The organism is Streptomyces sp. NPDC032161, from assembly GCF_040636995.1.
Classification (GTDB): Bacteria; Actinomycetota; Actinomycetes; order Streptomycetales; family Streptomycetaceae; genus Streptomyces.
The window spans coordinates 191,407-210,262 of sequence record NZ_JBEZVN010000003.1 but is presented as its reverse complement, the minus strand read 5'-3'; the positions used below and the strand labels follow the sequence as shown (position 1 = coordinate 210,262).

The 18,856-nt window shown below is 71.3% G+C and carries 16 protein-coding genes and 2 pseudogenes; 12 read left to right on the top strand and 6 right to left on the bottom strand.

Features of this window, described 5'->3' with window-relative positions:
* The first annotated feature begins 219 nt into the window (after positions 1-219).
* Positions 220-771: a SigE family RNA polymerase sigma factor gene (locus tag AB0E67_RS11290; RefSeq protein ID WP_362024088.1), complete on the top strand. Its 552-nt coding sequence runs from the start codon at positions 220-222 to the stop codon at positions 769-771.
* The gene (locus AB0E67_RS11285) at positions 768-1,577 is read left to right on the top strand and encodes a hypothetical protein (RefSeq protein WP_362024085.1); all 810 of its coding nucleotides are present in this window, start codon (positions 768-770) and stop codon (positions 1,575-1,577) included. Before AB0E67_RS11290 ends, AB0E67_RS11285 begins: the two co-directional genes overlap by 4 nt.
* Positions 1,578-1,723: 146 nt before the next feature.
* Here the strand turns inward: AB0E67_RS11285 and AB0E67_RS11280 are convergent, their stop codons facing one another.
* A complete protein-coding gene (locus AB0E67_RS11280; RefSeq protein ID WP_362024082.1) occupies positions 1,724-2,284 on the bottom strand; it encodes a hypothetical protein in 561 nt (186 codons plus the stop codon).
* 83 nt (positions 2,285-2,367) lie between these two features.
* On the opposite strand from AB0E67_RS11280, the gene AB0E67_RS11275 reads away from it, so the two are divergent.
* Together AB0E67_RS11275 and AB0E67_RS11270 are read left to right on the top strand one after the other, a co-directional pair.
* Positions 2,368-3,009, top strand: a complete 642-nt coding sequence (locus AB0E67_RS11275) for a hypothetical protein (protein ID WP_362024079.1) — start codon at positions 2,368-2,370, stop codon at positions 3,007-3,009.
* Positions 3,006-3,254, top strand: coding sequence for a hypothetical protein (locus AB0E67_RS11270; protein ID WP_362024671.1), 249 nt, complete (start codon positions 3,006-3,008; stop codon positions 3,252-3,254). The genes AB0E67_RS11275 and AB0E67_RS11270 overlap by 4 nt, the downstream gene beginning before the upstream one ends.
* Here AB0E67_RS11270 and AB0E67_RS11265 read toward each other — a convergent pair.
* Positions 3,167-3,478 (bottom strand): annotated as a pseudogene (locus AB0E67_RS11265) (D-alanyl-D-alanine carboxypeptidase); the annotation flags it as partial. The gene AB0E67_RS11270 and the pseudogene AB0E67_RS11265 sit on opposite strands and share 88 nt — an antisense overlap.
* Before the next feature lie 885 nt (positions 3,479-4,363).
* Between AB0E67_RS11265 and AB0E67_RS11260 the strand changes: the two are divergent.
* Positions 4,364-5,023 carry a LysE family translocator gene (locus tag AB0E67_RS11260; protein ID WP_362024076.1) on the top strand — a complete coding sequence of 220 codons (660 nt, stop codon included), beginning with the start codon at positions 4,364-4,366 and terminating at the stop codon, positions 5,021-5,023.
* 339 nt (positions 5,024-5,362) lie between these two features.
* Here AB0E67_RS11260 and AB0E67_RS11255 read toward each other — a convergent pair whose 3' ends face one another.
* Positions 5,363-6,358 (bottom strand): LacI family DNA-binding transcriptional regulator, encoded by a 996-nt coding sequence (locus tag AB0E67_RS11255; RefSeq protein ID WP_362024073.1) that lies wholly within the window; start codon positions 6,356-6,358, stop codon positions 5,363-5,365.
* Positions 6,359-6,484: 126 nt separating this feature from the next.
* On the opposite strand from AB0E67_RS11255, the gene AB0E67_RS11250 reads away from it, so the two are divergent.
* Positions 6,485-8,365 (top strand): amidohydrolase, encoded by a 1,881-nt coding sequence (locus AB0E67_RS11250; protein ID WP_362024071.1) that lies wholly within the window; start codon positions 6,485-6,487, stop codon positions 8,363-8,365.
* A 185-nt stretch (positions 8,366-8,550) separates the two neighbouring features.
* On the opposite strand, the gene AB0E67_RS11245 is transcribed toward AB0E67_RS11250, so the two are convergent.
* From AB0E67_RS11245 to AB0E67_RS11235, 3 genes are all read right to left on the bottom strand, one after another.
* Positions 8,551-9,207 carry an HAD family hydrolase gene (locus tag AB0E67_RS11245; RefSeq protein ID WP_362024068.1) on the bottom strand — a complete coding sequence of 219 codons (657 nt, stop codon included), beginning with the start codon at positions 9,205-9,207 and terminating at the stop codon, positions 8,551-8,553.
* Positions 9,204-9,707, bottom strand: coding sequence for a hypothetical protein (locus tag AB0E67_RS11240; RefSeq protein WP_362024065.1), 504 nt, complete (start codon positions 9,705-9,707; stop codon positions 9,204-9,206). The genes AB0E67_RS11245 and AB0E67_RS11240 overlap by 4 nt, the downstream gene beginning before the upstream one ends.
* Positions 9,708-10,125: 418 nt before the next feature.
* Complete coding sequence (locus tag AB0E67_RS11235) at positions 10,126-10,887, bottom strand: DeoR/GlpR family DNA-binding transcription regulator (RefSeq protein WP_362024062.1); 762 nt, start codon at positions 10,885-10,887, stop codon at positions 10,126-10,128.
* Positions 10,888-11,294: 407 nt separating this feature from the next.
* On the opposite strand from AB0E67_RS11235, the gene AB0E67_RS11230 reads away from it, so the two are divergent.
* From AB0E67_RS11230 to AB0E67_RS11205, 6 genes and pseudogenes are all read left to right on the top strand, one after another.
* On the top strand, positions 11,295-12,827 hold the full coding sequence (locus AB0E67_RS11230; RefSeq protein WP_362024059.1) for an amino acid permease: 1,533 nt from the start codon (positions 11,295-11,297) through the stop codon (positions 12,825-12,827).
* Complete coding sequence (locus tag AB0E67_RS11225; protein ID WP_362024056.1) at positions 12,824-14,257, top strand: FGGY family carbohydrate kinase; 1,434 nt, start codon at positions 12,824-12,826, stop codon at positions 14,255-14,257. Before AB0E67_RS11230 ends, AB0E67_RS11225 begins: the two co-directional genes overlap by 4 nt.
* Positions 14,254-15,690 carry an NAD(P)/FAD-dependent oxidoreductase gene (locus tag AB0E67_RS11220; protein WP_362024053.1) on the top strand — a complete coding sequence of 479 codons (1,437 nt, stop codon included), beginning with the start codon at positions 14,254-14,256 and terminating at the stop codon, positions 15,688-15,690. The genes AB0E67_RS11225 and AB0E67_RS11220 overlap by 4 nt, the downstream gene beginning before the upstream one ends.
* Positions 15,687-16,937 carry an FAD-dependent oxidoreductase gene (locus AB0E67_RS11215; RefSeq protein WP_362024050.1) on the top strand — a complete coding sequence of 417 codons (1,251 nt, stop codon included), beginning with the start codon at positions 15,687-15,689 and terminating at the stop codon, positions 16,935-16,937. Before AB0E67_RS11220 ends, AB0E67_RS11215 begins: the two co-directional genes overlap by 4 nt.
* A 144-nt stretch (positions 16,938-17,081) precedes the next feature.
* A pseudogene (locus AB0E67_RS11210) lies at positions 17,082-17,638 on the top strand (APC family permease); the annotation flags it as partial.
* Positions 17,639-17,972: 334 nt separating this feature from the next.
* The gene (locus tag AB0E67_RS11205; protein ID WP_362024047.1) at positions 17,973-18,752 is read left to right on the top strand and encodes a class I SAM-dependent methyltransferase; all 780 of its coding nucleotides are present in this window, start codon (positions 17,973-17,975) and stop codon (positions 18,750-18,752) included.
* Positions 18,753-18,856: the final 104 nt, after the last annotated feature.

Genomic DNA, 18,856 nt, shown 5'->3' with positions numbered 1-18,856 from the left:
CGCGCGGCCCCGCGGGAGCGTCCGCCCGCATCGCACGGGTGGACGCTCCGGACGCGGGCGCCGCCTTCTCCCATGTCTCGACAGGAACGACGGAGCGGACGGAGCACGGGGATGTCACGGAGCGTCAGAAAAAATAATCCGGAGAGATCTCACGGCCCGTGACATCCCCGGGCCCGGTCCGCTCCGTCGAAGGGGACAGAGACGAACGGAGGGCACGCATTGCGTACCGGTGACCTGGAGGAATTCCGCGGCTTCGCCCAGGAGCAGCTGGTGCACCTGCGCCGCACCGCTTACCTGATGTGCGGTGACTGGCACCACGCCGAGGACATCACGCAGACAGCACTGGCGAAGCTGTACTCGGTGTGGGGGCGGCGGCGCCAGATACGGAACCTGGAGGCGTACGCCCATCGCGTACTGACCCGGGCCTGCGTCGACCACATGCGGCGGCGCTGGCGTCGCGAACAGCCCTCCTGCGTACTGCCCGACCGCGCCGAGCCCTGCGCGGACCCGGCGCTGGGACTTCAGGTACGCGCCGCACTGGCCGTCCTGCCGCCGCGGCAGCGGGCGGTGGTGGTGCTGCGTTACTGGGCCGATCTGGACATCGCCGCGACCGCCGCGGCCATGGGCTGCTCCGTCGGCACGGTCAAGAGCCACACCGCGCGGGCGCTGGACCGCCTGCGTTCCCTCCTGGGGGACGACGCGGACGCCGACACGTTCGGGGTGTTCGCCCCTCCAGCCGATTCCATCCGAAGGAAGGCCGCACTGCGATGAACGACCACGATGTCAAGACCCTTCTGGAGGCCGGGCTCCGTGACGAGCCGCCGCTGCGGACCAGCGTGGACGCGGTGGTCGCGGCCGGACGGCGCGGCCGTGCCCGCCGCCGCGGAGCACTGGCCGGGGCCGGTCTGACCGCGGGGGCGGCCGTGGCCGCCCTGGCCCTGGTCGTGCCCGGCGCGGACCCGGGCACGACCCCGTCGGCCGCCGACCCGCTCGTCGGCCCGCTGGTGCCCGCCGCGGCCGGCAGCGCGGCGCCGCAGAGCCTGCGGCCGGACGCCTTCGGCCCGGGAACCGAGCACACGACCCGGTGGAGCAGCGAGCGGCTCGCCGACACCCTGGTCGGGCTGCTCCCGCCGGGGAAGGCGACCGTCGGGGAGGGGGACTTCCCCGGCCGGACCTACCGTGTGCGGTGGGACGGCGGAACCGGCCCGGTGCAGTTCGTCGGTGGAGCGGAATACACGGCCAAGGGCCCGCAGGTGCCGCTCTGCGCGAGCATCACGATGCCGAAGGTCGCACCGCGGCCCGGCGCACCGGCTCCGCGGGACATCGCCCCGGCGAGCGACTGCCAGGTGGTCCGACTCGCCGACGGCGCACGGGCGGAGACCGTGACGCTGCGGTTGCCCGGGGACGGCCGGCAGTCCTGGTACGTCCGGGTGCTCCGCAAGGACGGCCGGACGGTGACCCTTCAGCAGTGGGCCGGCCGGACGGACACGAAGGGCGCGAGCGCCACGCGGTCCCAGCCGCGGCCGGACACCGCCGCGATGCTGAGGATCGCGAACGATCCCGCCTGGAAGTTCTGACCCGCGGCGGTCCCCGCCCCGGCCGCCCGACGCGGACCGGGGCCGGGCGGGACTCGCGGCCGGTGTCCGCCCATCACTCCGGGCACGGCCACCTCCGCGTCCCGGCCCGCCTACGGCCATCGGCCCCGGCCTCGCAGCCGGGGCCGCTACCCCGGGAACGGGGCGACCGCCCGCCCGCCGGCCAGCGCGTCGAGCCGTCCGGCCGCGTCGTCGTCGAGGAAGAAGAGCGTCATGGCCTGGCCGTTGGGCCGGACATGGAAGCGCCGGCCCCCGTGTTCCAGTTCGTCCATGAGGTAGCCGACCACCATCAGGTCGGCCCAGTCGTCCCTGACCTCGATGGGCCAGTTGACCCGCCGGTCGCCGGCCGTGTACTCGATCCACGCCTCCTCCGCGCCGAGGTCGACATGGTCCCGCAGGTCGGACAGGGCGTCCGGCCGGTCGGCCATCCGGCACAGCTGCCGGGCGATCGCCACGTACGAGCCCCGGCCGCGCACGCACTCGGTGTCGAAGTGCCACGCCCGGTCGCAGAACCACCGCCCCCACGGTTCGGCCTCGACCTCGCAGCCCAGTGCGAACAGCACCAGGTCGAACGGCTGGCGCTCGTACTCCTCCCGCGGCCACGAGTACAGCAACTCGTCCACGGTCCGGTCGGCCGCGAGCGGCAGCCCCAGTTCCGCCAGTCTGTCCAGCTGTTCTTCAAGACGCATGGCCGGGATCGTAACCGCCCCTTCGGACAACGCTCCGAACACCGGGGGACCGGCTGCGCACCCGTGCTCAGTATGTTGGTCCCATGACCGATTCCGTACCGCCCGGCGGCGTTGCTCCTGACGCGGACGAACTGGATGCCCGGTGGGCGGATGCCTGGCGGCCGGAGCAGGTCGCGGAGCGGTTGGGCGGGGTGGATACGCCTTGGTGCGTCGTGGCGGGGTGGGCGTTGGACCTGTTCCGCGGAGAGCAGTCCCGGCCCCACGGTGATCTGGAGATCGCGGTGCCCGAGGCGGGGTTCGCGGAGGTTCGGGACCGCTTCCCCGAGTACGTGTTCGACGCGGTGGGCTCGGGACGGGTCTGGGCGGGAGCAGGCGCCGAGGCGCTCGCGGCCACGCACCAGACCTGGCTGCGGGATCCGGCGAGTGGTCAGTTCCTGTTCGACGTCTTCCGCGAGCCGCACGAGGGCGGGACGTGGATCTGCCGACGGGACGAGAGCCTGCGGCTGCCGTACGACGCGATCACCGAGTTGTCCGCGGACGGCATCCCCTACCTGGTACCGGAGCTGGTGCTGTTGTTCAAAGCGAAGGAGGCACGGCCCAAGGACCACGCGGACTTCGACGGGGTCCTGCCGCTGTTGAGCCGGGCGCGGCGTGACGTTCTCGGCGGGTGGCTGACGCGCGTGCATCCCGGACATCCCTGGCTGGCGGAACTGGCGAGGCGGTGACGCGTGACCGGAGCGCCGTTCGCCGCGAAGCCACCGCCCTCGTCGCCACCCCTGGAACGGTGGTCCTGCGCAGCGCGACCACGGCCCGCAGCACCGGGATCCTCATGGCCTGCCGGGCCAGCACGAGTTTGTCGTCGGCCGTGCTGACGGTGGTGGGCCCGATCCCGCTCGCCCCGGTGTACGTGGTCCGCGTCATCCCGAGGTCCCGGGCGGCGTCGTTCACCTTGGCGACGAACGCCTCCTGACTCCCCGCGTCCCAACGGACCGGCAGCCTCGCCCCGTTGTTGCCGGAAGGGAGCAACAACAGCTCCAGGAGTTGGCGTTGCGTCAGTTCTTGTCCTTCGCGCAGGGGCACGGTGGACTCGCTGAGGGAGAAGGCCTCCTGCGCGGCCTGCTCGTCGACCGTGATCACCGGCCCCGGCTCCCCGTTCCCGAGCAGGTGCTCCTTGAGGACGACGTACGCGGTCATCACCTTCGTCAGACTCGCGATCGGAACCGGCCGCCGACCGCCCTTGCTCCCCAGGCTGCCCAGTCCCTCCACCGCGATGCTCATCTGGCCCTCCCCGGGCCACGGCAGCGAAAGACCGCGCAGGCCCATGGCCGACGAGGACGCGGACACTGGGGCCCTCGTCGGCGCGGCTCCCGGCGAAGCAGCCGCCGACCCCGACGGCGATCAGCACCGCGGCCGCCGGGCACACCCTGCCGACCCGGGGCCGGTTCCGGCGGCGCGCCCCATCGGACCCGGCGCCGCGTATCTCTTGTGCACGCGTCTCGTGCGCACTCACCAGCAACCACCTCTCCAGGACATGTGCGCGACAGGCCACGCACACCCCCTCACCTTCGGCGGGGAGCGCATCCGGGCGGCTGTGGCCGTACATCAGGCGGCGCGCGGCCAGGACGATCCGGCCGACATCGCGTCGTCTCCTGGTCGGCTCCGCGCCCTGAACGAGGCGGTGGCCGCCCGGCGCGCGGTGGGTGTTCGTCCGCTCCTGGCCGTGCGCGTCGTACCAGCCGCAGCTTCACACTGCGCCGACCACCCCTGGGCCACGCCCCACTCCGTCACGACGGCGGTCAAACGGGAAGTCGTCTCCACCGAGGTCAGCCGCTGGAATGCCGCGTGCCGACGGAGCCACTGCGTCAACTCATCCGCCAACTCACGGCTTTCACTCATGCCGGGCACCCTTATGGGCCGTGTCTCGTCCACTCGGACGGTCCCGGCCCGCGTCGGCATGGGCCCGCCGTGTCGCGTCGCCCCGTGACTCTCCTGAACCGGTCATGGAACGGAACGGTGTTGTCGCAGTGCGGCGTCTGATTTCCGCCAGCTTGAGCGGCGGCGGTTCTGAAAGCTCGGTGTGTGAATCCTTCGACCGACCTGATACCGGCGGTGAGCGCGGACATGCTCGTCGCACTCGTCGTCTTCCTGTTCCCGCTCGCGTACAGTCCGGGCCCCGGAAACGCGTTCTTCGCGGCGATCGGCGCGTCGCAGGGGCTGCGCGCCGCCGTTCCGGCGCTCGCCGGGTACCACGTCGCGACGTTCGCTGTGACCACGGTGATCGGGATCGGGATGGGGGTCACCGTCCTCGAGCATCCCGTGCTCGCGACGGTGCTCAGCGCGGTCGGGAGCCTCTACGTGCTGTGGTTGGCGGTGGCGTTCATTCGTGCCGCCCGGGCGAAGGGAGGGGAGGCGACGGACGCCGCACCCGTCGGGAAGCAGCGGATCGGGTTCTGGGCCGGTGCGATCGTCCTGCTGCTGAACCCCAAGGCGTACTACATCATCGCGGTGATGTTCGCGCAGTTCCTCACGCCGTCCGCCGACGAGGACGTCACCGCGGTGCTGGTGATCACGGCCGTCTTCACCGTGAACAACCTCGTCGCCTTCATGGTCTGGGCACTCGGCGGCCGAGCGCTCACCACCCTGTTCCGTAGTGAGCGGTCGAAGAGATGGATCGATTACCTGTTCGCTTCGACTTTGATCGGAGTTGCCGTCTGGATGGCGGCACCGCTGGTCACTTGATCGGAAACACAAGACGCACCGCGGGGTGCGACCGCCCGATCCGCCGAGCGGGCAGACGGCCTCGTCGAAACGGCGATCCGACCCGGCCGTGACAGCGAAGGCGATCCCAGCAGGCCGCGACAGCACACCGGAATTCCTGAACAACTTCCTTTCCTGTCGAGGAATCCAACTCGTCCGTTCCTTCGGCCGACGGGGCGGGAGTGCCGATCGGGCCCGTGCGCCACGCCGGTTCACCGAAGGACGGTTCGCCGGCCCGCCGTACGGGGATCGCGCGGATGCGGGCCCGTCCGCCCGGGGCCCGGAGCCCTCTCCGTGATCAACGACAGGCAGGGGCGTGTGTCAACCTCCCGGCCGCGTGCGGCCGGACCGGACCCGGCGGAGTGAGGAGCGGCGAGGGTGGAGGACCGCCGGGACCGTCAGGGCGCCGAGGGCCGGCGGCGGGGCGGCGGGAGGCAGGCGGGAGACCAGGGCCGTCACCGCGGTCTCGGCGATCGTCGCGGGATGCAGGGTCACGGTGCTCACCGGTGGATCGCTCTCGGCGTAGGCCTGGTCCTCGCTGGCGCAGACGAGGAGGAGGTCGTCGGGGATCCGCAGGCCGTGGCGAGCCGCTGCGGCCAGGACCTGGCGACCGCCGGGATCGTAGACCGTGTAGACCGCGTCGCAGGCGCGGGCGGCGAAGACGGCGTCGAAGCCGTGGCCCGAGGTGTCGTACGGGTCGAAGGTGAGGACCAGCGGAGTCCGGGCGTGTTCGTGGCACCACTGCTGGTAGGAGCGGGTCACGGTCCGGGTGTAGTGCTCGTCGCCGTATCCGGCGTGCAGGGCGATCCGTCGGGCGCCCGAGGCGGTCAGGTGGCCGAGGACCTCGCGGGTGGTGGCGACGTGGTCGTTGTCGACCCAGATGTCCCCGGGCCTCGGATCGACGGGTCGGCCGTCGAAGACGAGTGGGATGCCCCGGGCGCGCAGCGCACGCAGTACCGGGTCGTCCGTGGGGCTGTCGAGGAGCAGCATGCCGTCCACGGTGAGGGTGTGCCAGGGCGTCTCGGCCCCGCAGGTGGCGGGGAGGATGGTCAGGGCGTAGCCGTGGGCGTGCGCGGTGGCCGTGGCAACAGTGAGGAGTTGGGCGAAGTACGGGACATCGAGGAAGTTCCAGGCCGATCCTGCATAGGTGGTGACGGCCACGCCCAGGGTCTTCCCGGCCCGCGGGGTTCGCTGTGCGCCGTAGCCGAGCGTGACGGCCACCTCGCGGACCCGGCGGCGGGTGGAGTCGGCGAGCCGGCCCGTTCCGTTGAGAGCGTGCGAGACGGTGGCGGTGGAGACCTCTGCGGCACGTGCCACATCTGCGAGAGTAGGCCCTGACATGGCGGCATCCTACGGATTCCGTCGTTCCGAACGGGTTCTGGTTACGGCGTTAATCAAAGAGGGTCCGGCCACAGCGAATGCAGCCCAACCCTTGGAGTGGCCATGACTTCTTCTCTCGCCCGGCGGACCGTGCTCGCCGCGGGTGCGGCCGGACTGGTCGGTGCGGCGGCCGGACCCGCCGCGGCCGCCTCGCATCGGAGTGCCGCCGCCCTGATCGTCCACAACGCACAGGTGTTCACCGGACTTCCCGGCGCCCGCCCCGTCGAGGCCGTGGCCGTCGGGCACGACGGCCGGATTCTCGCCACCGGCCGGGGCCGCGACCTGCGCCGCCTCGCCGGACGTGGCACCGAGATCGTCGACGCGCGCGGAGCGACCGTGATGAGCGGCATCCACGACGGCCATGTGCACCCGCTCGGCGCGGGCGAGCGCTCGCTGCGCCCCTCCCTGGACGGCGCCGAGACGACCGCCGAGGAACTCCTCGCGATCCTCACCGGTTTCCTCCAGGACACGTCCGGCCAGGAGCCCGACGGCTGGCTGGTGGTCTCGGACTGGAACCCGATCGGGCTGCTGCCACAGGGCACCCTCCCTCACCACTCCCTGCTCGACGCCCTCCCCACCCGCCGCCCGATCGCCCTCCTCGGGGGCGACGGCCACAACGTCTGGGTCAATGCCCGCGCCCTGGAGATCGCCGGTATCACCGCGACGACCCCCGATCCGGTGGGCGGAAAGATCGTGAAGGGGCCGGACGGGAAGCCCAGCGGGGTGCTCAAGGACGACGCCCAGCCGCTGGTGACCCGCCACATCCCGGAGCCGAGCGAGGCCGATCTGGTCGAGGCCTGCTCCCGGGTCCTCGCCCAGGCGGCGGCCTCCGGGCTGACCACGATGATGGACGCATGGGTCAAGCAGAGCGAGTTGATGACCTATCAGGCACTCGCGAATGCGGGGAAGTTGCCGCAGCGCATTGTCCCCGCGATCAGGATCGAATCGGATCTGGCGAAGGACCCGAAGGCGGCGCTTGCGTATGCGCGCGGGCTGGAGCACGCGTACCGGGACGTACCGGGGCTGCGGTTCGGGACGATCAAGGTGTTCCTCGACGGGGTGATCGAGTACCCGTCACAGACGGCGGCGCTCCTGGCCCCGTATCTGGACGGCTCGGGGAACCCGACGGACAACCGCGGTGAGCTGTACGTCTCCGGAGAGGATTACGGTCGGCTGACGGCGGCCTTCAACCGGGCCGGCTGGCAGATGCATGCTCACGGGCTCGGTGACCGGGCGGTGCGCACCGCGCTCGACGGGTACGCGTACGCCCGGCGCGCGACCGGGGTGCGCGATGCCCGGAACACCATCGCTCACCTCCAGTTGGTGGACCCGGCGGATCTCCGACGGTTCGCCGCACTGGACGTGGTGGCCTGCATGCAGCTCCACTGGGCCGTGCAGGACACGTGGACGATGGACGCGCTCCTGCCGTACATCGGCCCCGAGCGGCACCGGTGGATGTACCCGGCTCGTTCCCTGGAGCGGCATGGGGCCCGGCTCTCGGGCGGTTCGGACTGGCCGGTGGAACCGCTCCAGGTATGGAACCAGATCCGCACGGCGATCGACCGCACGGGCGCGGAGGGCGAGGGGCCGCTGTACCGGGAGCTGGAGGGGGTGAGCCGTACATCGACGCTGCGGATGCACACGCACGGCACGGCACGGCAGCTGCGCATGGACCGGCGGACGGGAACCGTCCGGCCCGGTCTGGAAGCGGATCTGATCGTTCTGGACCGCGATGTGATGAAGTGCCCGGAGGCGGACATCAGCGACACCCGTGTCGAGCTGACGCTGGTGGGAGGCAAGGTCGTCCACGACGCACGCTCTGCGGCCGGCCGGGCCGCCACCGCGCGACTCGACCGGGCCGCCGCCGCGCCCCGCCCGTCGGCGCGCGCGGCGGTGCACGGTGGACGGCACCGGGCCTGCGGCCATGGCGACGACCTGCCGTAGCGGTCCGACCCCGCATCCCTGACCGAACATGCCGGTGGGGCGGCACGGCCCCTCGCATGCCGCCCCACCGGATGACCTGGGCGTTCCGGATCGCGGCCCGGTCCGCCGCGGAGTTCGGTGACCGGCGGCTCCACGCCTGGGTGCTCGTCCGTCGTGGAGGGGGACCCCCGGGGCAGCGTGCCGCCTCAGCGCCAGCGCTCGTGACGGATGTCCGCGGAGGCGTTGGCGAGCTTCGCGATCGAGCGACGGGCGGCGTTGACGGTGACGGTCCGGCGGGCGACACGGGCGAGCGGGAGGTCGCTGGCCGAGTCGGTGTACAGGACCGCTTCCTCGGGGGTGAACCCCAGCGCTCGTACGGCGTCGACCTTTGCTTCGCCCACGTTGTGCGCGGCGAGTCGAGGCCCTCGTGGGGTGAAGTCGAGCCGGGAGGCGGCCAGGGGGATGCCGTGCAGGCCGACCCCGTCCAGAAACGCACGCGCGAGGTTCTCCTCCGAGGCTGTCGCCACGACCGTCGGACCCTCGTCGAGGGCGCGCCGACACCTTGTCACGGCCTGCCCGACCGCTGTCCGGGCCGCCATGGCCCGGCCCGTCGTGGCGGCCAGTTCCTCGTACTGGCCGCGGGTCATTCCGCGCAGCGCCAAGGCTACGATCGCCCGGTTCATCGCGGGCCTCAGCGCGCCGTCCGGTGGTGCGGCCGAGGCGAGCAAGAACGGTGGGATCGCGGCGGCGAACCGGGTAGGACGAGCTGCCAGACGGGCTCTGACCAGTGACGACAACGTGTCGTCACTGGTCAGGACGCCGTCGAGGTCGAAGATCGAGGTGATGTTCTCGGTCGGGTTCACTGTGGGAGGGGGTCGGCTTTCGTCTCGACGAGAAGGACTGCGACAGCGAGCACGCCCACCTCGGCGACCGTCGTAACGGGGAGGACGTCGCGGAAGCCGTCGCCGTGGACAGCGCTCATCGGGTCGAAGCCGGCGTCGATGCGGCCGAAGATCTCGCGCGCCCGCGCTGCTGCGTCGGCACTTTCGGCGGCTCCGTCGGCGGACCCGGCCGTCGTGTCGGCGGCGAAGACCTGGTTCCCGACGCGGAAGGCCCGGGAGCACCCGAGCACGGGCTCGCGGGAGGACTCCGAGAGATGTTCCCGCGCCGGGACATGGGGTCCCTCGGTTTCGGTGGAGAGCTGGAGCCGTCCCTTACGACCTGGGGACCGATAGGGAGCTGGCTCGCGCCGCCCTGCGACTCCGCTTGCGGTGTTGTCGTCGGTCGTCGGTCGTCGATGCGCCGCATCGACTCCCTCCTCCGCCTTGCGATCGAAGCCGCATGACGACGCTCCCTGATCCACTCCCCATCGCTCCCCAGGTCGTTACTCCGGCACGGGGCGGCTGCAGTGGTTCGGTCGGTCATGGAAGACCGGTTGCGGCGTCTCGATCTTGTCATGACGCGTCGCCGCTCCGATGCCCGAACATGTGGAAAGTTGACTGTTTCCGTCTGTGATTGTGAACGCGGTGGCAGGAGAGAGTCAAGAGGAGGTCCAGGCGGGGGCGTCGGTGGATCGTCCGCACGACCGCGGTGGAACGGCCGGATTCCTCGTGCTGCTCCTCGGGCGCGTGCGCCCCCCGGCACGCCGGAGGCGAGGGATCTGCTGACGCTGGGAGATATGCCGACGCTGGGGGATGTGCCGACGCTGAAGGAAGCGGTTGGCTGCCCCGTCCTCGGGCCGCGACGGTTCTTCGGGCCACGACTCCTCGGGCCACGACTCCTCAGGCCACGACGATGTTGTCGCCCGCCGCGTCGAGGGCGTCGCTCAGGTCGTCCGGGCAGGGGCTGTCGGTGATGAGGGTGTCGAAGCCGTCGAGCTCGCAGACGCGGTGGGCGGCCGTGCGTCCGAACTTGCTGGAATCGGCGAGTACGTAGCGGTGGGACGCGTTGGCGAGCATGGCGCGCTTCGTCGCGACTTCGTCGAGGTGGAAGTCGGTCAGGCCGTAGGAGGCGATGCCTCCGGAGCCCAGGAAGACCGCGTCCGCGCGCAGGTTGTCGAAGAACTCGACGGTCTGGGCGTTGGAGCAGACCAGGTCGCCTCCGCGCAGCCGCCCGCCGCTGACCAGGACCTCGACGCGCGGGCGGGAGCTGACTTCGGCGGCCACGAGCAGGGACGGGGTGGCGATGACGCCGACGTGGTCGGCGGGCAGGGCGCGGGCCACCTCCAGAGCCGTGGTGCCGACATCGATGACGACCGTCTGGTTGGGTTCGATCAGGGCCGCTGCGGCTCGGCCGATGGCCTGCTTCTCGGCGAGGAAGGCGCCCCTGCGCTCATTGAAGGATGCCTCCTCCCCGACGGGGGACTGGACGGCGGTGGCCCCTCCGTGGACGCGTGCCAGCTCGCCGCGGCGCTCAAGGAGGGCGAGGTCCCTGCGGATCGTCTCGTGGGAGACGCTCAGCAGGCTGGTCAGGTCGTCCGTCGTGATGAATCTGAGCCGGGCGATCTCGGCGACGATCCTGCGGTGACGCTCGGCTGCTAGCACGTCCGACCCTCTCTGATTGACTGTTTCTGTGGAACCCTGACTGCATTCTAGGGCTCATGTGATGTCCGGAACGCATCGCCGACGGCCTCAAATTTCTGTTTTCTCTGCAGCTCAAGGCGGTTTCTGCTAAGCGATCAGCGGTGGCTTCCCAGGTCGGGAGCGTGAACCCTTGACGGCAAACGGGCAAGGGTCCACACTCTCAGCAGTCAATAGTCCACACAAACGGTCACGAGGGACTGTTGACAGGTATCGAGGTGGCGCGGACCGCGCCCTTGCAGCCGTCCCCGCGGACGGGCTCCAGCGCATCCCTGTGGGGCGCGCGCCTTGATACCGACCGCATCCGGTTCTTCCACCACCCACTGGCTTCCGCGGCGACGGCGGGGCACTCTGAAGCAGGGAACGAGGTCATGGCCAAATCAGAAGCAGGTGCTCAGGCGCCAAGAACGGCTGAGGTGCAGCAGGGCGAGCCGAACCAGGTGATGGCGCGGGAGCTGGGCTGGTACGCCTCGTTCTCCGTGGCGTTCGGGTTCGTGTCGATCGCGACAGGGATCTTCACGGCCTACGGCTCGGTGCTCGCCACCTCCGGCCCGCGCGGCATCTGGGCCTGGCCGATCTCCGTGATCGGCCAGCTCTGCATCGCCCTCGTCTTCGGGGCGCTGGCGGCGCGCATCCCGATCAGCGGCTACTCCTACCAGTGGGTGTCGCGGATCGTCGGACCCGTGTGGGGCTGGATCATGGGCTGGATCTCGTTCGCCTTCCTCGGGGTCGTCGTGGTCGCCGTGGACTACACGATCGCCTCCACGATTCTCCCCGAGCTGTTCCAGTACATCGGCACGACACAGAACGCCTGGGTCATCACGGCGGGCGTCGTGCTGCTGCAGGCCCTGCTGGTCGCCGCCTCCACGCGCATCACGCACAAGGTCAACAGCGCGGCGGTGACGGCGCAGCTCATCGGCATGATCGCACTGACGGTGCTGCTGTTCGCAGTGGGCTACTTCACCGGCAAGCTGGACTTCGCCCACCTGTTCGACACCGGGACGATCCCGGAGAGCGGCTACTACGGTCTGGGCGGCGGAACCCACGCCGGCCCCTTCGCCCTGGCGTTCCTGCTCGGCGCGTTCACCATCGTCGGATTCGAGTCCGCGGCAAACCTGGCGGAGGAGACGAAGAACCCCGCCCGCGTCATCCCCAAGGCGATGGTCCAGGCCGTCCTGTCCCTGGGTGTCCTCGGCTTCCTCTTCCTGGTCGCCGTGACCGCCGCCGTCGGCCAGGTCGACGGCGCCGCCGAGTCGGCCACCCCGGTGGCCACCGTGATCACCGCCGTGCTCGGGTCCGTGGTGGGGAAGATCCTCCTGGTCCTCGTCGTGGTCTCGATCTTCTCCTGCGGACTGGTGATCACCCTCAGCGGAACCCGCCTGGTCTACGCGATGTCCAGGGACGAGCGCTTCCCCGGATGGCGTCTGCTCAAGCGCATCCACCCCCGGACGGCGACGCCGCTGAACGCCACCGTGTTCATGATGCTCATCGCGCAGATCGTCCTCGCGGTCTTCTCGCGTTCCACCGACGCACTGTTCCAGCTGTTCTCCGCCGCCACCCTGCTGCCCGCCGTCATCTACGCCGGCACGGTCGCGATGTACGCGGCCAAGCGCTCCTCCCTGCCGCCGTCGCGCGGCTTCTCCCTGGGACGGTGGGAGGTCCCGGTCCTGCTTCTGGCCGCGGTCTGGCTCGTGTACGAGCTGCTCATCTTCCGGGACGCTTCCTTCCGCGGCCCCTGGGCCTACGTCCTGGTGCTGTGCGGGATCGGCGCCGTCTACCTGGTGGCGCTCATCGCCCGGCGCGGACGTGCCGCCCTGACGATGCCGGACATGGCTGACGTCGACCGCGCCCTGGACAGCGCCACCGCACCCTCCGCAGCCAGTACGGAAGGGGCCCTGCGATGACCACGATCCTCGCCATCGACCAGGGCACCTCGGGCACCAAAGCCATCGTCGTCGACGCCGAGGACGGAACGGTCGCCATAGCCGAGGAGACCATCCGCCCCGCCTACCTGCCCGGGGGAGGCGTCGAACAGAATCCGTACGAACTGCTCGACTCCGTCCTCACCGCCGGCCGCCGGGCCGTGAGCATGGCCGGCCGGCCCATCGACGGCGTGGCCCTGGCCAACCAGGGAGAGACCGTCCTGGCCTGGGACGAGGCCACGGGAACGCCGCTGTCCCCGGCGATCGTCTGGCAGGACAGCCGGGCGGAGAGCATCTGCGCCGAGCTGGCCGAGCACCGCGAGGACATCGCGCGGCGTACCGGTCTCGTTCTCGACCCCTACTTCTCCGCGCCCAAGATGGCGTGGCTGCGCCGCAACCTCACCCGTGACGGGGTGGTGACCACCACCGACACCTGGCTCGTGCACCACCTGACGGGCGAGTTCGTCACCGACGCCTCCACCGCCAGCCGTTCGCTGATCTTCGACCTGGACGGCGCGGCGTGGGACGGGCATCTCGCCGATCTGTTCTCCCTCGGCGACGAGCGGCTGCCGCGCATCGTCGGCAGCGACGAGGTGGTCGGTACCACGCGCGCCTTCGGAGCGGAGACGCCGGTGGCCGGCCTGATCGTCGACCAGCAGGCCGCCCTGGTCGCCGAGGCATGCCTGGAGCAGGGCACGGCCAAGTGCACCTACGGCACGGGCGCGTTCCTGCTGGCGAACACGGGACCGGTCCCCGTGCGCTCCAGCGCGGGCCTGACGACGTCGGTGGCCTGGCAGGCCGCGGGGCAGACCCGGTACTGCCTGGACGGTCAGGTCTACACCGTGGCCTCGGCCGTGCGCTGGCTGCAGGACCTCGGTCTCCTTCAGTCCGCCACCGAGCTCGACGCGCTGGCCGCGGAGGACAGCGAGGGCGTCCTGTGCGTCCCGGCGTTCGCCGGACTCGCCGCTCCGTGGTGGGCTTCCGAGGCCACGGCCTCCCTCACCGGCCTGACGCTGGCCACCCGCCGCGAGCACCTCGTCCTGGCCGTGCTCCAGGGCATAGCCGCCCAGGTCACCGAGCTGACGGCCCTCGTCGGCCGCGATCTCGACCGGCCCCTGGACCGGCTGCGCGCCGACGGCGGACTGACCAACTCCGCCGCCCTCATGCAGGCCCAGGCCGACATCGCCCAGCTCCCCGTCGACATCTACCCCAACGCGCACGCCACCCCCCTCGGCGCCGCCGCGCTCGCCCGCTGTGCGCTCGACCCCGGCATCAGCCTCGAAGAGGCCGTCGGCGACTGGCAGCCGGCGGCCGTCTACGAACCCCGCTGGTCCGAGGACCGGGCCGAGGAGTTCCGCACCACATGGGCGCAGGCCGCCGAGGCCCGCGCCACCAAGGGAGAACACTCATGACCCCCACCCCCCACCGTTCTCACCCCGGAGTCTTCGACATCGTGGTGATCGGAGGAGGCATCGTCGGCTCGGCCATCGCCCGCGAGCTGTCGGGCCACGACGTCTCCGTGGCGCTGCTCGAAGCCCGCGACGACGTCGGAGACGGAACCAGCAAAGCCAACACCGCCATCCTGCACACCGGCTTCGACGCCAAACCGGGCACGCTGGAGTCCCGGCTCGTGGCTCGCGGCTACCACCTGCTGAGCGATTACGCCAAGGTCACCGGAATCCCCGTCGAGCACACCGGCGCCGTGCTGGTGGCCTGGAACCAGGAAGAGCTCGACGCCCTGCCCGCCCTGAAGGAGAAGGCCGAGGCCAACGGATACGAGCACTGCCGCATCGTCGACGCGGACGAGGTGTACCAGGTCCTGCCCGATCTCGGCGAGGGTGTGCTCGGCGGCCTGACCGTTCCCGACGAGTCCATCATCTGCACCTGGACCACCAACCTCGCCCTGGCCACGGACGCCAGGCAACGCGGGACCACGATCCTGCTCGAACACGCCGTGACCGGCGTCGACGTGGGCGACGACGCGACGACGCTGCACACCGCCCAGGGCGACGTGCGAGCCCGCTGGGTCGTCAACGCGGCGGGCCTCGGCGCCGACACGATCGACCGGCTCTTCGGCCACGACCGCTTCACCGTCACCCCCCGCCGCGGCGAGCTGTTCGTGTTCGACAAGCTGGCACGGCCCAAGGCCGGCAAGATCGTCCTGCCGGTGCCCTCCTCCCGCGGCAAGGGCGTGCTCATATCCCCGACGATCTACGGCAACGTCATGCTCGGCCCCACCGCCGAGGACCTCACCGACCGCACCGACACCGCCACGTCCGAGGACGGCTACGACTTCCTCCTCAGCAAGGGCGCGCGGCTGATGCCGAGCCTGCTCGACGAGGAGGTCACCGCCAGCTACGCCGGACTGCGCGCCGCGATCGACCGCGACGACTACCTCATCGAAGCCACCCCCGAACAGCGGTACCTCCTTGTGGGCGGCATCCGCTCCACCGGCCTGACGGCTGGCATCGCCATCGCCGAGCACGTCACCGGGCTCCTGACGGAAGCCGGACTCGGGCTCCGCTGCCGCAGCGACCTGCCTGCCCCGCCCCGGATGCCGAACATCGGCGAAGCCACCACACGCCCCTACCAGGACGCCGACCTCATCGCCGAGGACGCCGCCTACGGCACCATCGTCTGCTTCTGCGAACGGGTCACCGAGGGCGAGATCCGGGACGCCTGCCACGCCCCGGTGCCCGCGCGCAGTCCGGAAGGGCTGCGCCGACGCACCCGGGCCATGAACGGCCGCTGCCAGGGCTTCTTCTGCGGCGCGGCCGTCGCCGCCCTGCGTACCCGGCACCAGACCAACGACGGCTGCTGCAGCCAGCACAAGGACAACCGATGACCCACCAGCTGCCCCTCATCGAGCCCGATGTCCTCATCATCGGAGGCGGTCCCGCAGGGCTCACCGCCGCCGCCGAACTCGCCGACCGCGGTGCCGGGCGGGTCCTGGTCGTCGACCGGGAGAAGCAGGCCGGCGGCATTCCCCGGCACAGCGACCACACCGGATACGGCCTGCGAGACCTGCGTCGCGTGATGACCGGCCCCGCCTACGCCCGTCACCTGACCGACCGGGCCGCGCGGTCCGGTGCGGAGATCCGCACCAGCACCATGGTCACCGGCTGGTCCGACCAGCGCACCGTCGACGTCACCAGCCCCGAGGGCCGCTACCAGATCCGTGCCCGGGCCATCGTCCTGGCGACCGGCGCCCGCGAACGGCCCCGCACCGCACGCCGCATCCCCGGAGATCGCCCCCACGGGGTCTACACCACCGGCCAACTCCAAAACCTCGTCCACCTCCACCACCAGCCCGTCGGCGAGCGGGCCGTCATCGTCGGTGGCGAACTGGTCAGCTGGTCCGCGGCCATGACCCTCCGTGAAGCCGGCTGCACCCCCGCGCTCATGATCAGCAAGTACCCGAAGGCGGAGTCCTACGGCGCCTTCAACGCCGCCGGCCGCACCGTTCTCCGCGTTCCGGTCGCCACCCGCTGCCGGGTCACCCGGGTCCTGGGCAAGGGCCGCTGCGAGGCTGTCGAGGTCGAGCACCTCGACACGGGCAGGCGCCGAACCGTCGAATGCGACACCGTCGTCTTCACCGGCGACTGGATCCCCGACCACGAACTCGTGCGTTCCGCGGGCATCACCCTCGACGAAAGCACCCTCGGCCCCCTCACGGACACCGCGCTGCGCACCAGCCGGCCCGGAGTCTTCGCGGTCGGCAACATGCTCCACCCCGTCGACACCGCCGACGTGGCCGCCCTCGACGGCAAGCACGTCGCCCAGCAGGTCATCGACCACCTGGACGGGAGGGGCGAGCCGACCGAGGGGGTCCGCCTGATCGCCGACGCCCCGTTCCGCTGGATCGCACCGCAGATCCTCCGCCCCGGCGATCCGGCTCCGGCCCGCGAGCGGCTCCTGCTCTGGACGGACGAGTTCGTCCGCTTCCCCAAGGTGACGATCCGTCAGGACGGCCGCGTCGTCACCCGCCGCACCCTCGCCTGGCCCGCGGCCCCCGGCCGGGTCTTCCGTATCCCGTCCTCGGTCCTCGACGGGATCTCCCACGCCGGAGGTCCCGTCCACATCACCATGTAGCCTCTCGCGCCACGAGTTCGCGGTGGTGCCCCGCATCCGTCGGCCACCATCGCGGACTCACTCCGCCTTCAGGAGCGTGAGACCTTTCCGGCGCCCTGCGGGGGTGTGCCTCCCGGCCGATCCGTTCGCCGACGACGAGCGTGGCGGCGGCACGCCCCGCCCAGCCACTTCGGCCGTGTGCACCACCGTTTCCAGACCCCCCACGTGAGCACCTGGTGGGTCGCCGGCGTGGTCATCGTCCGGTACCTCGGTGTCAGCCTGATCAGCGCCAACGCGCTGCTCGACTCGCTGACCGCGCTGTCGTTGCTCATCGCGTTCTACTACGCGCTCACCGGCGTGGCCCGCGCGGTCTACTACCGCCGCCTGTTCGAGAGCCTTCGTGATTTCGTCCTGATCGGCGTCGGCCCGCTGATCGGGGCCGCCATGCTGACCCGGCTGCTCGTGGAATCGGTCATCGGCATGTCCGACCCCGAGAACTCGTACAGCGGGAACACCTGGCTCTCGCTGGGCCCGCCGCTCGTCATCGGTATCGGCATCGCGGTCGCCGGAGTGGTCACACGCTCGCACGGCGCCTGTTCCCCGCCACCTTCTGGGCGGAGCGCCCAAGCATGGCCGGGCCGGAGTCCCTCCGTGCCACCGTGACGCCGCACGCAACCGCACCCGTCCCCGCAGCCGTTGCTCACGAAGGAGTGGACGCATGACGCCCACGGCGGGAACCGCCGTTCGGCGGGGTCGTCACCGGGCTGCCGGGCCCGGTGACGACCGCGGCGGCCGATACGGTCGGCCGCCTGCTCCCGGCAGCGCGGATCCGCGCCGTCGACACGACGGAACCGCCCCCGCACGCCCCGCAGTCTCCCGTGCCGGGCGGCTAGCGGCCCGCACGAGGAGCCGGCGGAGGATGCAGGAGCGCCGCGCACGGATCGACGGCCGACCGTGAGGCGTGCGGGCCCTGATGCGGCGAAGTGGTCGGTCCCTGATGCGGCGACGTGGTGAGGCGTGGTGGTCGACCGGCTGCGGCGCGGATACGTTGATCGCATGGACCAGGGTGACCATCCACTCCTCAGCTCGTCGTTCGGGGCGGCGGCGGCCGCATACGCCGAGCACCGCCCGGACTACGCGCAGGCCGCGGTGCGCTGGGCGCTTGAGCGCGCGCCGGGCCCGCGAGTGCTCGACCTGGGCGCCGGAACCGGCAAGCTCACCGCCACGCTGGTCGCGCAGGGCGCCGACGTCGTCGCGGTCGAACCCGACCCTGCGACGCTGACCGAGCTGCACGGCTCGTTGCCGACCGTCCGTGCCCTGCCGGGTAGTGCCGAGGCCATTCCGTTGCCGGATGCGTCCGTCGATGCCGTGCTGGCCGGCAATGCCATGCACTGGTTCGCCATGGCCGTCGCGGGACCCGAGATTGCCAGGGTCCTCGCACCCGGCGGTGTCCTGGCGGGTCTGTGGAACGTCATGGACGACCGGGTCGGCTGGGTGGCCGGGCTCGCGCGGGTCAGCGGGAGCGCGGCCATCGGCCCGCGTGACACGCCCACCGGTTGGCGTGCCGAGACGGCCGGCATGCGCCTTCCCGGGACGGGCGCGGCCGCCCGGTTCGGCTCACCACGACGGGCCGAGTTCCCGCACGAGCAGCGCCGCACCGCCGACTCCCTCGTCGCGACCCTCGCGACGCGCGCGGGGATGCTGGTCATGCCGGAACGGGAGCGAGAGGCCGCACTGGGCCGGATCCGCGCCTACCTCGCCGGTCGACCGGAGACCGCCGACGGCGAGTTCGCCCTCCCGATGCTGACCTGCGTGCTGCGCGTCCGGAGGCTGTGACGGACATCGATGATCGACGACGAGCCGCACGCGGTGCTCCCCCTTCAGTGGCGGTAATTCGATTACGTCGGCGAGCGTAGTCGACGCCGGAACGGGTCGATGCG

What these genes read in the sequence shown, in the direction of transcription:
- AB0E67_RS11285 (WP_362024085.1), top strand. Translation starts at nt 768, where the DNA reads ATGAACGACCACGATGTCAAGACCCTTCTGGAGGCCGGGCTCCGTGAC.
- AB0E67_RS11280 (WP_362024082.1), bottom strand. Translation starts at nt 2,284, where the DNA reads ATGCGTCTTGAAGAACAGCTGGACAGACTGGCGGAACTGGGGCTGCCG.
- AB0E67_RS11275 (WP_362024079.1), top strand. Translation starts at nt 2,368, where the DNA reads ATGACCGATTCCGTACCGCCCGGCGGCGTTGCTCCTGACGCGGACGAA.
- AB0E67_RS11250 (WP_362024071.1), top strand. Translation starts at nt 6,485, where the DNA reads ATGACTTCTTCTCTCGCCCGGCGGACCGTGCTCGCCGCGGGTGCGGCC.
- AB0E67_RS11230 (WP_362024059.1), top strand. Translation starts at nt 11,295, where the DNA reads ATGGCCAAATCAGAAGCAGGTGCTCAGGCGCCAAGAACGGCTGAGGTG.
- AB0E67_RS11225 (WP_362024056.1), top strand. Translation starts at nt 12,824, where the DNA reads ATGACCACGATCCTCGCCATCGACCAGGGCACCTCGGGCACCAAAGCC.
- AB0E67_RS11220 (WP_362024053.1), top strand. Translation starts at nt 14,254, where the DNA reads ATGACCCCCACCCCCCACCGTTCTCACCCCGGAGTCTTCGACATCGTG.
- AB0E67_RS11215 (WP_362024050.1), top strand. Translation starts at nt 15,687, where the DNA reads ATGACCCACCAGCTGCCCCTCATCGAGCCCGATGTCCTCATCATCGGA.
- AB0E67_RS11205 (WP_362024047.1), top strand. Translation starts at nt 17,973, where the DNA reads ATGGACCAGGGTGACCATCCACTCCTCAGCTCGTCGTTCGGGGCGGCG.